Annotated in this window: 13 protein-coding genes and 1 pseudogene; 3 read left to right on the forward strand and 11 right to left on the reverse strand. The window is 65.5% G+C overall.

The features are described 5' to 3' along the window. Both AO684_RS15920 and AO684_RS15925 read right to left on the reverse strand, forming a co-directional pair. Positions 1–322: pseudogene (locus tag AO684_RS15920) on the reverse strand (hypothetical protein); the annotation flags it as partial. A gap of 46 nt (positions 323–368) precedes the next feature. Then, on the reverse strand, positions 369–857 hold the full coding sequence (locus AO684_RS15925) for a GNAT family N-acetyltransferase (RefSeq protein ID WP_054303729.1): 489 nt from the start codon (positions 855–857) through the stop codon (positions 369–371). Positions 858–1,000: 143 nt separating this feature from the next. On the opposite strand from AO684_RS15925, the gene AO684_RS15930 reads away from it, so the two are divergent. From AO684_RS15930 to AO684_RS15940, 3 genes are read left to right on the forward strand one after another with little or no spacing between them, the layout of a single operon-like run. Further along, a complete protein-coding gene (locus tag AO684_RS15930; protein ID WP_054303730.1) occupies positions 1,001–2,251 on the forward strand; it encodes an SDR family oxidoreductase in 1,251 nt (416 codons plus the stop codon). Further along, positions 2,248–2,718: a DUF2269 domain-containing protein gene (locus AO684_RS15935; RefSeq protein WP_235451302.1), complete on the forward strand. Its 471-nt coding sequence runs from the start codon at positions 2,248–2,250 to the stop codon at positions 2,716–2,718. Before AO684_RS15930 ends, AO684_RS15935 begins: the two co-directional genes overlap by 4 nt. 8 nt (positions 2,719–2,726) lie before the next feature. Then, positions 2,727–3,260, forward strand: a complete 534-nt coding sequence (locus tag AO684_RS15940) for an adenine phosphoribosyltransferase (protein WP_054303732.1) — start codon at positions 2,727–2,729, stop codon at positions 3,258–3,260. A gap of 273 nt (positions 3,261–3,533) precedes the next feature. Here AO684_RS15940 and AO684_RS15945 read toward each other — a convergent pair whose 3' ends face one another. The 9 genes from AO684_RS15945 to AO684_RS22395 all read right to left on the reverse strand — a co-directional run. Then, complete coding sequence (locus AO684_RS15945) at positions 3,534–4,928, reverse strand: FAD-binding oxidoreductase (protein WP_054303788.1); 1,395 nt, start codon at positions 4,926–4,928, stop codon at positions 3,534–3,536. Between the two features lie 72 nt (positions 4,929–5,000). Next, on the reverse strand, positions 5,001–5,585 hold the full coding sequence (locus tag AO684_RS15950) for a GNAT family N-acetyltransferase (protein ID WP_054303733.1): 585 nt from the start codon (positions 5,583–5,585) through the stop codon (positions 5,001–5,003). After that, the gene (locus tag AO684_RS15955) at positions 5,585–6,844 is read right to left on the reverse strand and encodes a pitrilysin family protein (RefSeq protein WP_054303734.1); all 1,260 of its coding nucleotides are present in this window, start codon (positions 6,842–6,844) and stop codon (positions 5,585–5,587) included. Before AO684_RS15955 ends, AO684_RS15950 begins: the two co-directional genes overlap by 1 nt. Beyond that, positions 6,841–8,226: a threonine synthase gene (gene thrC / locus AO684_RS15960; RefSeq protein ID WP_054303735.1), complete on the reverse strand. Its 1,386-nt coding sequence runs from the start codon at positions 8,224–8,226 to the stop codon at positions 6,841–6,843. The genes AO684_RS15955 and thrC overlap by 4 nt, the downstream gene beginning before the upstream one ends. Positions 8,227–8,235: 9 nt before the next feature. Next, positions 8,236–8,901, reverse strand: a complete 666-nt coding sequence (locus AO684_RS15965; RefSeq protein WP_054303736.1) for an SURF1 family protein — start codon at positions 8,899–8,901, stop codon at positions 8,236–8,238. Between the two features lie 91 nt (positions 8,902–8,992). Continuing rightward, entirely contained in the window at positions 8,993–9,796 is an 804-nt protein-coding gene (locus AO684_RS15970; protein WP_054303737.1) for a cytochrome c oxidase subunit 3, read from the reverse strand. Between the two features lie 21 nt (positions 9,797–9,817). Beyond that, a complete protein-coding gene (locus AO684_RS15975; protein WP_054303738.1) occupies positions 9,818–10,393 on the reverse strand; it encodes a cytochrome c oxidase assembly protein in 576 nt (191 codons plus the stop codon). Continuing rightward, positions 10,393–10,608: a hypothetical protein gene (locus AO684_RS15980; RefSeq protein ID WP_054303739.1), complete on the reverse strand. Its 216-nt coding sequence runs from the start codon at positions 10,606–10,608 to the stop codon at positions 10,393–10,395. The genes AO684_RS15975 and AO684_RS15980 overlap by 1 nt, the downstream gene beginning before the upstream one ends. 1 nt (position 10,609) lies before the next feature. Then, positions 10,610–11,025: UbiA family prenyltransferase (locus AO684_RS22395; protein WP_235451303.1), on the reverse strand; the 416-nt coding region annotated here is incomplete at its 5' end.

The raw sequence follows: 11,025 nt of genomic DNA on the forward strand, positions 1-11,025 counted from the left end.
CACTGATCGCCGCCGCCAGCGGCGCCCCGGCGGGGCCGATATCGGGCGCATGACGCCCCAGCGCCGCCACCCCCAGCGCACGGGTCAGCGTCGCCATGGTCAGCGCCTCGATCCGGTTGCGCGCGGCATCGGGCAGCCGGTTCATCTGCGTCTCCACCGAACCGCCCAGCTTTTGCAGCAACGACATCAGCGGCCCGTTGGTCTTGCGCGCACGCCGGGCAAGCTCGGCAATCTCGTAATCGGGGAAGGCCGCGCGCCGGGGCGCGGGCAGCGCCGCATCGGCGCTTTCAGGGGCGGGGTCCGGGGACTGATCGTCGCTCATATTCCGAAAGTAGGAAGCGCGGCGGCCTTGCGCAATGGGCCTTCGATCAGGACCGCGCCTTCGTCACTGTGCCGGTGACCCCATCCCAGGCCCCGCGCACCAACGCGATACCCAGAACCCGGTCGGGGTTGGTCGGCGGCGGCATCACCACCCCCTCCAGCTTGCTAAAGCCGAAACGCTTGTAATAGGGCGCATCCCCCACCAGCATCACCCGTTCCCAGCCAAGGCGCCGCGCCTCGGCCAGGCTTTCGTTGATCAGAAGGCCGCCCAGCCCCTCACCCTGCCGCGTCGGGTGCACTGCCACCGGCCCCAGCAGCAGCACATCATGTTCGCCCACTTCGGCGGGCCAGTAGCGGATCGCGGCCGCAAGCGTGCCGGTTTCATCCCGCAAAACAAGGCACAGCGGCGCCACCGTCGCCACGCCGTCACGCAGCCGATAGGAGGAAAGCGCCGTTCGCCCCGGCGCAAAGCAAAGGTCGTAAAGCGCCTCCACCTCCCACCAGTCGGCTTCGGTCTCTTCCTCGAGCTGATACATCGGCCGCGCCCTCAAGGGAATCCTGCGGGAACGCGCGTAACACGCGAGGGCAACAGGGAAAAGACGCAATTGCCCTGTGACGGCGCATCGCTTGGAATCGCGGGGTCGCGTAGGTAGTCTGGGGTGAGATCAAGGCATGGGTGATGCGGGTGAAGGTTCTGGTTCTGGGCGCCGACGGCTTCATCGGGCGGCATATTGCCTTCGCCCTGCGCGACGCGGGGCATGAGGTCATCGCCTCCGCCCGGCGGGTGGAGCGTTTGCAGGCCATGGGCTTTCGCACGCTGCGGGCCGATCTGACCGATCCGGCCAGCCATGCGCCCGGCTTCTGGGCTGAGGTGCAGGATTGTGCGCTGGTGAATGCCGCTGGTCTTCTGACCGGGAACGAGCAAGCCTTTGCCGCCGTGCATGACCATGCGCTGCGCGCCGTGCTGGCGGCGGTGGCGGGTCCGTGCCTGCATGTGTCGGCGGTGGGGATCGAGGCCGACACACCTTTCGCCCGCTGGCGCCGGGTGTCAGAGCAGGTGGCGCTGGCCGCTGGCGCCATGGTATTGCGCCCGGGTCTGGTGATGGCAGAGACCAGCTATGGCGGCACCTCGGCGCTGCGCGGCTTCGCCGCCCTGCCCTTCGTCACGCCGGTCGTGGGAACAGGCGCGCAGCCGTTCAACCCGATCCATGCCGCCGATCTGGCCGCCGTGATTGCAGGGATGCTGGCAGAGCCACAGCCGGGGGTGTGGGAGATCGGCGGGCCGGAGGTTCTGACCCAATCCGAACTGGCAACTGGCCTGCGCCGCTGGCTGGGCCTGCGCCCCGTGCCGGTCTGGCAGGTTCCGGAAGGGCTGGCGCGGCTGGCCGGGCACATCGGCGATGCGCTGCGGCTGGGGCCGGTTTCGACCACCGCGCTGCGGCAGCTTGAACAGGGCGTGCAGACCGATCCCGCGCCGCTGCTGGCGCGGCTGACCGTTCGTCCACGCGGCTTCACCGCCTTTCAATTCGCCCGGCCCGCAGGCACGCAAGACCTGTGGCAGGCACGGCTTTATCTGCTGAAACCGCTGATCCGGCTGTCACTCGCGATGATGTGGCTGGTCTCGGCCGGTTTGGGCCTGTTCCTGCCGGGCAGTGCTTTCCTGCCTCACCTGCCTGCCTTGCCCGTAGGGCTGGCGCTGACCATGGCCCGAGCGGGCGGGCTCGCTGATCTGGCGCTGGGGGTCGCCCTGCTGCGCGACTGGCGGCCCGTGCTGGTGGCAAGGGCACAGATCACGCTGGTTCTGGCCTATACGGCTGGCCTGTCCCTGCTTGCCCCCGCGCTCTGGCTTGATCCGTTCGGCGGGCTTCTGAAGAACCTGCCGGTGCTTGCGCTGCTGCTGGTGCATCTGGCGCTGGTGGAGGAACGATGATGGAGCCTTTCCTGCTGGCGAAATGGCTGCATGTGCTGTCCTCGACCCTGCTGTTCGGTACCGGCATCGGCACGGCCTTTGCAATGGTCTGGGCAATGCGGTCAAACCGGGCCGAGGTGGTCGCGCATGTCGCGGCCGGGATAGTGGTGGCCGACTGGCTATTCACCCTGCCCTCGGGCGTGGTGCAGCCGCTGACCGGGCTTTGGCTGGTGCAGGAAACCGGGCGCGGCTGGAACGAAGGCTGGCTTTTGCTGACCTATGCCGCCTATCTGCTGGCGCTGGCCTGCTGGCTGCCGGTGGTCGTCCTGCAATACCGCATCCGCGATCTGGCCCGCGCCACCGCCCCCGGCCCGCTGCCCGCCGCCGCGGTCCGGGCCTTCCGGCTTTGGTTCGTCCTCGGCTGGCCCGCCTTCGGCGCGCTTGTCGGCGTGTTCTGGCTGATGATAGTGAAACCCGACCTGTTCTGAGAGGCCCCATGTCGAAAACCGTCAAGGATTACATCCGCACCATCGTCGATTTCCCGCATGAGGGCATCCTGTTCCGCGATGTGACGACGCTGTTCGCCGATCCGCGCGGCTTCCGCATGGCAATCGACCAGTTGCTGCACCCCTATGCGGGCACCCGCATCGACAAGGTTGTGGGGCTGGAGGCGCGGGGCTTCATCCTGGGCGGCGCGGTGGCGCATCAGCTGACGACCGGCTTCGTGCCGATCCGCAAGAAGGGCAAGCTGCCGGGACAGACCATCTCGCAGGCGTACAGCCTGGAATATGGCGAGGCGGTGGTCGAGGTGCATGACGATGCGATCCAGCCGGGCGAGAAGGTGCTGCTGGTCGACGATCTGCTGGCCACCGGCGGCACCGCCGAGGCCGGGATCAAGCTGGTAGAACGCCTGGGCGGCGTGATTGTCGGCTGCGCCTTTGTGGTGGATCTGCCCGATCTGGGCGGCCGTCGCAAGCTGGAGACGATGGGCATGGAGGTCCATGCGCTCTGTGCCTTTGAAGGGCTGTGAGGCAACGCAGTTAACCCGCCTTTAACCCGAATCGGTGCAAGTCTTGGTCATGGGGCCGGAACCGGCCTCGGGCGCTGCTTGCACAGGTGCCCCAATCCTGACCCCAGCCCCGTCGGATCGAATGTCCGGCGGGGTTTTCTCATCCCGCCCGGCCCTCGGGGGCATCGAGCCCCCTCATGCCGACTTCCGTGGACAGCGGTATACGGGCGCTTTCGCCCTGCCATATGCAGGCGGCACTGTCGGCATGGAGATTTACGCCAAGGTAAAATGCCGTCAGGCGCGCAGGACGGCACCGGGGTTCAGGATGCCCAGCGGATCCAGCGCCGTCTTGATCGCGCGCATGGCGATCAGCTTCACCGGATCGCCATAGGTTTCCAGATCTTTCACCTTCAGCCGCCCGATGCCGTGTTCAGCACTGATCGACCCATCGAACCGATGCACAAGATCGTGGACGCAGGTCTTCACTGCATCGCGCAGCCCGTCATATTCCGCGCGCTGGCGGCCTTTTGCCGGGAAGACGTTGTAGTGCAGATTGCCGTCGCCCAGATGCCCGAAACAGTTGATGCGGAAATCACCCAGTTGCGCCAGCGCAGGCGCGGCCTCGGCCAGAAAGGCCGGGATCGCCGAGAGTGGCAGCGAAATATCATGGCTGGAGATCGAACCGACGCGCCGGTTGGCCTCGGGGATGGTTTCGCGCAGCGTCCAGAATTCCAGCCGCTGGGTTCCGGATTGCGCGATCACGCCATCCAGCACCAGTTCCCCCGCCACCTCGTAAAGCGACATCAGCGCCTCGGTCGCATCCAGCGCAGCGGGCAGGCCGATGTCGACCAGCACGCACCATTCCGGGGCCACGGCGAAGGGCTGGCGCAGGTCAGGCAGGGTTTCGGCAAGGAAATCGAGACCCTGACGGTGGATCAGTTCGAAGCCCGAAACCATGCCGGGCAACTGGTTTTCAGCCAGCGAAAGCAGCGCCAGCGCGGCCTGCGGATCGGGCACCACAAACAACGCGGCGCCAGTGACGGCAGGGCGCGGGAATAGCTTCAGGCTGGCAGCAGTGATCAGACCCAGCGTGCCCTCGGCGCCGATCAGCAGATGGCGCAGGTCATAGCCGGTATTGTCCTTCCTGAGCCGCTTCAGCCCGTGAAAAACCGTACCATCGGCCAGCACCGCCTCGACGCCAAGGCAGAGATCCCGCGCATTGCCATAGCGCAGCACATTCACCCCGCCTGCATTGGTCGCCAGATTGCCACCGATCCGTGACGATCCCTGCGAAGCCAGCGTCAGCGGGAACATGCGGTCCTGCGCTTCGGCTGCCGCATGAATGTCAGCGAGAATGGCGCCTGCTTCGGCGACGATGACATTTTCCTGCGGATGAACTGCCCGGATCGCGGTCATCCGTTCAAACGACAGGATCAGCGGCATGGGGCCTTCCGGCATGACCTGCCCGCCGACAAGGCCGGTGCCCCCGCCCAGCGGCACGATGCCGACCCGCGCCGCTGCACAGGCGCGCACCAGCAGAGAGACCTCGGCCGTATTGCGGGGGGTCGCCACAGCCCCACCCTGCCCCTGCCAGCGACCGCGCGGCTCTTCCAGATCGGCGGGGCGCACCGCGCGCAGCAGTTCTTCGGGAAGGCTGGCCAGAAAGCCCGGATCGGCGGGGTTGAGCATCACACTCTCCATCTGCGCGCAAATTCGTTATGAACGAATTTGCAAATTTCTTTGCAAGAAATTTGTCCCGGCTCAACCCGCATCGGTGCGGCCGCGGCGGTCGCTGCGCAGGTTGGCGTAAAGCACATGGTTGCGCCAGCGGCCCGCGATTTGCAGATAGCTTTGCGCCACGCCCTCATATTTGAAGCCGCATTTTTCCAGTACCCCACGCGAGGCGGCGTTTTCCGGCAGGCAGGCGGCCTCGATCCGGCTGAGGTCCAGCGTGGTGAAGGCATGATGCACGATGGCGCGGATCGCCTCGCGCATGTAGCCGCGCCGCGCATAGCGCTCGCCGACCCAATAGCCCAGCGTCCCGGCCTGCACCGGACCCCGGCGGATATTGTCCAGCGTGATCGCCCCCAGCAGCACCTGATCGTCGCGGCGGATCATCAGGACCGGCAGTGCCGTGCCCTGCGCCTCGGCCCGCTTGGCCCAGTAGACGCGGTTGGTAAAGGCCTTGCGGCTGAGGTGATCATGCGCCCAGACGGGCTCCCAGGGCGCGAGGAAGGCCGCGCTTTCCTGTCGCAGATCGGCCCAGGCACGGTAATCTGAATGCGTCGGCAGGCGGAGCGTCATCCGCTCGGTCTCGATCCGCGGCTTTGCCCTCAGGCCGATCATCAGGCGGCGAGCCTGTCGCGGATCGCCTCCAGCCCCGGAGCGCGTTCCACCGGGCCGTAAAGCGCCAGCGCCACTCGCGAGCCGGTCAACGCGGCACCATAGCGCCGGACATCGGCGGTGGAGACCGCGTCAATCCGCGCCACAGCCTCATCCACCTCAGGCACCCGGCCCCAGATCGACAGCAGGCGGGCATTCCGTTCCGCCCGCGCCGAGGGGCTTTCGAGGCCCATCAGCAGCCCGGCCTTCAGCTGTGCCCGCGCACGGGCAACTTCGGCCTCGGTCATGTCATCGGCGGCGCGTTTCAACTCGTCCAGCGTCAGAGTTGTCAGATCGGCAATCTCGTCCTCAGAGGTACCCGCATAGACGGTGATCGAGCCGGTATCCTCATAGGCGCCGGATTGCGCGAAGATCGAATAGCACAGGCCACGCTCCTCGCGGATCTTCTGGAACAGACGCGAGGACATGCCGCCCCCCATCGCCATGGAGTAGACCTGCGCGGTGAAGACATCGGGGTCACGATAGCCCGGCGCCTCGAAGGCAAGGGCGAAATGCACCTGCTCCAGCCCCTTGACTTCGCGCCGCTCTCCGCCGCCGAAGCGCGCGGCTTCCAGCTGCGGCAGACCGACCGGGCGCAGGGCGCCGAAGATTTCGGTCGCCTGGGCGACGATGGCGTCGTGGTTCACCCCGCCTGCGGCGGCGAGGATCATCTGGTCCGGGCCATAATGCTCCGCCACAAAGCGGCGGAGATCGGCGCGACCAAAGGCGGACACCCGCTCCGTCGGGCCCAGAATGGTGCGGCCGAAGGGCTGATCGGGGTAGCTGACTTCCTGAAGCCAGTCGAAGATGATGTCATCGGGCGTATCCAGCGCCTGACCGATCTCTTGCAGGATCACATGACGTTCAGTCTCGATTTCCTTCGCGTCGAACACCGGGTTCAGCACGATGTCGGAAATCACATCCAGCGCCAGCGCCACATCCCCTGACAGGACACGCGCGTAATAGGCGGTCATTTCCTTCGATGTATAGGCGTTGATATAGCCGCCCACATCCTCGATTTCCTCGGCAATCCGCAGGGCGCTGCGCTTTTCAGTGCCCTTGAAGGCCATATGTTCCAGGAAATGCGCGATGCCGTTCTGATCGGCCCGTTCATGCCGCCCGCCCGCCGTGACCCAGATCCCGACCGAGGCCGATTGCAGCCCCGGCATGTCCTCGGTCACGATGCGAAAGCCGTTGGGCAGGGTAGTGATGCGAAGCGTCAACGCGCGATCCTTTCGCGGACGAGGGTTTGCAGCGCGGCAAGGTCGTTCGGCACCCGCGTCACCCGTTCGGGCCGGTCGAACAGATCCGCCATGCGCGGCGGCAGCGCCGGGCGAATGCCGGTCGCCTGTTCCACCGCATCGGGGAATTTGGCAGGATGGGCGGTCGCCAGCGTGACCATCGGCACGGTGCCCAGATGATCCGCTGCCACCTTCACGCCCACGGCGCTGTGCGGGCACAGAAGCTCGCCGGTCGCGGCGCGTTCGGCGCGGATGGTGGCCAGCGTCTCCTCCTCCGAGCAACGGCCCGAAGCGAAGGTGGCGCGCAGGCTTTCCAGCGCGCCCTGGCTGATGCGGAAGCCGCCCGATTTCATCTCGTCCATCAACTGCGCCACGGCGGCGCCGTCGCGGCCATAGGCATCGAACAGCGCGCGTTCGAAGTTGGACGAGACCTGAATATCCATCGAGGGGCTGATCGAGGGTTTCACCCCGTTCGTCTCATAGGCACCGGATTTCAGCGCGCGGTCCAGAATATCGTTCTGGTTGGTGGCGATCACCAGTTCTGCAATCGGCAGGCCCATGCGCTGCGCGATATAACCCGCGAAGATGTCGCCGAAATTGCCGGTCGGCACGGTGAAACTGACCTTGCGATGCGGCGCGCCGAGGCTGGTCGCGGCCGAGAAGTAGTAAACCACCTGCGCCAGAACCCGCGCCCAGTTGATGCTGTTCACACCCGCCAGCCGCACGCCGTCGCGGAAGGCATGATCGTTGAACATGTCCTTGAGCCGCGCCTGACAGTCATCGAAATCGCCATCCAGCGCCAGCGCATGCACATTCGTCTCGGTCGGCGTGGTCATCTGACGGCGCTGCACCTCAGACACGCGGCCATGCGGGAACAGGATGAACACATCCACATTCGCCAGCCCCTTGAAGGCTTCGATCGCGGCCGAGCCGGTATCGCCGCTGGTCGCGCCGACGATGGTGATGCGCTCACCCGATTTGGCCAGCGCCGCCTGCATCATCTGGCCGATGATCTGCATGGCGAAATCCTTGAAGGCCAGCGTCGGCCCGTGGAACAGCTCCAGCAGAAAATGGTTGGGCGCCAGTTGCTTGAGCGGCGCGCGCGCCGGATGGCCGAAGCCCTGATAGGCCTTGGCAATCAGGCTGCGAAACTCGGCTTCCGAAAACAGATCGCCCATGAAAGGGCGCATCACGCGAAAGGCGATTTCCTCGTAGGGCAGACCCGCCAGCGCGGCGATGTCATCGGCAGTGAACTGCGGCACCGTTTCGGGCACATAAAGCCCGCCGTCACGCGCCAGCCCCGTCATCATCGCTTCGCCGAAAGTCAGAACGGGCGCCTGCCCGCGGGTCGAGATATAGTGCATCGCCTCGCCTCATGCGTTCCGGCGTCTGATACGCCAGAGAAACAGAACTGTCATCCCCGCCCATGCGACCGCAAGCAGAAACCACGTCAGTGCATAGCCCAGATGATCGTTGGGAATACCCGAAGTATCGACCGGCAGCGGCGCGATTTCCGGCACGACTGGTTCACGCGCGACAATCAATGTCGGCTCTGTGCCAAGCCTGGCCGCCATGGCCGGCACATCGCGGGCGAACCACAGGCCCGTCACCGGATTCGGTTCGGGCGTGAAGCTGTCTTTTTCCTCGGGCCAGTGCAGGTTGCCCACCACGCGCACGGGGCCTTGCGGCAGGTCCAGCGGTTCACCATCCGGCACGAAGCCCAGATCGACCAGCACGCGGCGCCCGCCGGTCTCCAGCACACCGATGAGCCGGTGCCCCGGCCCCACCAGCTTGCGCGAGGCCAGCACCTTCAGCCCCTCGCCGGTCATCCGCCCTTCGGCCACCACCGGAAGATAGCGGTCACGCGGGGATTCGGGATGATCGGGCAGCAGCACCGGCGCGGCAGCAATGCGCGCCTCGATCTCGGCCAGCACGCCTTCCTTCCAGTGCAGGCGCTGCATCTGCCAGCTGCCCAGACCAATCAGGATGGCACAGCCGACAAGGCCGAACAGCAGCGGCAGGATCATGCGGCGGGTCATCGGAGCCTCGGAAAAAAGAAAAGCGCGCGCCTTTTACAAGGCCCGCGCCCGGGATGGAAGGGCGCCGGGTCGCGTGACCCGGCACCGGAGATCAGCCCTGACCCCAGACGTAGATCGCGGCGAAGAGGAACAGCCACACCACGTCCACGAAGTGCCAGTACCAGGCAGCCGCCTCGAAGCCGACATGCTGCTCCGGGGTGAAGTGGCCTTTCAGCGCGCGGATCAGGCAGACGGTCAGGAAGATCGTGCCGATCACGACGTGGAAGCCGTGGAAGCCGGTCGCCATGAAGAAGTTCGCGCCATAGATGTTGCCGGCAAAGCCGAAGGCGGCGTGGCTGTATTCATAGGCTTGCAGGATGGTGAAGAACACACCGAGGATGATGGCCAGCGCCAGACCGTTCACCAGATCCTTGCGGTTGTTCTCATGCGCCAGGGCATGGTGCGCCCAGGTCGCCGCCGCGCCCGAGCACAGCAGGATCAGCGTGTTGATCAGCGGCAGGTGCCAGGGGTCGAAAGTCTGGATGCCTTCCGGCGGGAACACGCCGTCAACGATGGGCGACATCGGCCCCATCGGATAAAGCGCGTGTTTGAAGAAGCTCCAGAACCAGGCGGCGAAGAACATCACTTCGGACATGATGAACATGACCACGCCATAGCGCAGACCGATGCGCACCACCGGGGTATGATCGCCCTCCTGCGCTTCCTTCACCACATCGGCCCACCAGCCGAACATGACGTAGAGCACCATGACAAAGCCGATCAGCCCCATCCACGGGCCCGAGCCGTGCATCCACAGCACCGCACCGAACAGCATTACGAAGGCACCGACCGAGCCGAGGAACGGCCAGATCGACGGTGGCAGAACGTGGTAATCGTGGTTCTTGGCGTGAGCCATTGGAGGTCCCTCGTTGTCTTGTCAGTTTACCGCGCCCGTCGGGGGGGCGGCCAGCGCAGCCTGACTTTCGGGCAGCGCGGTTTCGTGGAACGTGTAGGACAGCGTGATTTCCTGCACGAATTTGCCTTCCGGGTCTTTGACGATCTCGGAATCGACGTAGAACGTCACCGGCATGATCGCGGTTTCGCCCGGTGCCAGCACCTGCTCGGTAAAGCAGAAACAGGCGATCTTGGTGAAATAGCCACCGGCGGAATCCGGGGTGACGTTGTAGCTGGCGGTGCCCGCCACGGTGCGGTCGGTCGGGTTATGCGCCTCGTAGAAGGCAAGTCCGGTTTCCCCGATCTTCAGCCGCATGGAATGCTGCTGCGGCTTGAAATCCCAGGGCATGCCCGCCTCTTTCGAGGCGTCGAAGCGCACGAGGATCTCACGGTCCAGCACCACATCCGGTGCGCTCGTGGCGACCGAGGTGGTGCCCGCAAAGCCGGTGACGCGGCAGAACCAGTTGTAGAAGGGCACAGCCGCGAAGCTGAGCGCGCCCATGGTCAGCACGACGCCGACAAGCAGACCTGCGGTGCGTCCGGGCGAACGGTTGGTCATCAGTTGCTTCCCCCCTGCTGCTGGCCAGCCTGCGGCAACGGCACCATTTCGGGCCGCACCACATGATCGAAGGCCTGCATCGGATCGCCGCGCGTAACCTTCACGACGGTCAGACCGAAGACCAGCACCACGAAGGCCACCAGCACGAGACCCAGCCCGACATTGCGGCCAAAGCGGCGGCGATGCAGGTCATGGGTGGGTTTGAGCGTGGCCATGTCACCAGCCTCCGAAACCATAGGAATGCAGCGCCGCCTCGACCAGAAGCGCCACGAAATGCAGGAAGAGATAGAGCAGCGAGAATTTGAAGACCGCTTTCTCGGTGGCATAGCCATCGGCCTCGGCCGCGGCTTCGTCCCGGCGCCAGATCTTCCAGGCGCCCCAAAGGAAGCCCGCGTTCAGCGCGGCCGAAACCGCCAGATAGACCGGCCCGCCGATCGAGGTAAAGCCGGTCGCCAGCGCGAAGGGCACAAGTGCGACCGTGTAGACGAGGATATGGTTGCGGGTGACCCGCTTGCCATGCGTCACGGTCAGCATCGGCACACCGGCCTTTTCGTAATCGCTGTTCATGAACAGCGCCAGAGACCAGAAATGCGGCGGCGTCCACATGAAGATCAGCATGAACATCAGAACCG

Source organism: Gemmobacter sp. LW-1, assembly GCF_001303875.1.
In the GTDB taxonomy this organism is placed as follows: domain Bacteria; phylum Pseudomonadota; class Alphaproteobacteria; order Rhodobacterales; family Rhodobacteraceae; genus Gemmobacter; species Gemmobacter caeni.

Coding starts and splice junctions, on each gene's coding strand:
- AO684_RS15925 (WP_054303729.1), bottom strand. CDS start 857: ATGTATCAGCTCGAGGAAGAGACCGAAGCCGACTGGTGGGAGGTGGAG.
- AO684_RS15930 (WP_054303730.1), top strand. CDS start 1,001: ATGCGGGTGAAGGTTCTGGTTCTGGGCGCCGACGGCTTCATCGGGCGG.
- AO684_RS15935 (WP_235451302.1), top strand. CDS start 2,248: ATGATGGAGCCTTTCCTGCTGGCGAAATGGCTGCATGTGCTGTCCTCG.
- AO684_RS15940 (WP_054303732.1), top strand. CDS start 2,727: ATGTCGAAAACCGTCAAGGATTACATCCGCACCATCGTCGATTTCCCG.
- AO684_RS15945 (WP_054303788.1), bottom strand. CDS start 4,928: ATGCTCAACCCCGCCGATCCGGGCTTTCTGGCCAGCCTTCCCGAAGAA.
- AO684_RS15950 (WP_054303733.1), bottom strand. CDS start 5,585: ATGATCGGCCTGAGGGCAAAGCCGCGGATCGAGACCGAGCGGATGACG.
- thrC (WP_054303735.1), bottom strand. CDS start 8,226: ATGCACTATATCTCGACCCGCGGGCAGGCGCCCGTTCTGACTTTCGGC.
- AO684_RS15965 (WP_054303736.1), bottom strand. CDS start 8,901: ATGACCCGCCGCATGATCCTGCCGCTGCTGTTCGGCCTTGTCGGCTGT.
- AO684_RS15970 (WP_054303737.1), bottom strand. CDS start 9,796: ATGGCTCACGCCAAGAACCACGATTACCACGTTCTGCCACCGTCGATC.
- AO684_RS15975 (WP_054303738.1), bottom strand. CDS start 10,393: ATGACCAACCGTTCGCCCGGACGCACCGCAGGTCTGCTTGTCGGCGTC.
- AO684_RS15980 (WP_054303739.1), bottom strand. CDS start 10,608: ATGGCCACGCTCAAACCCACCCATGACCTGCATCGCCGCCGCTTTGGC.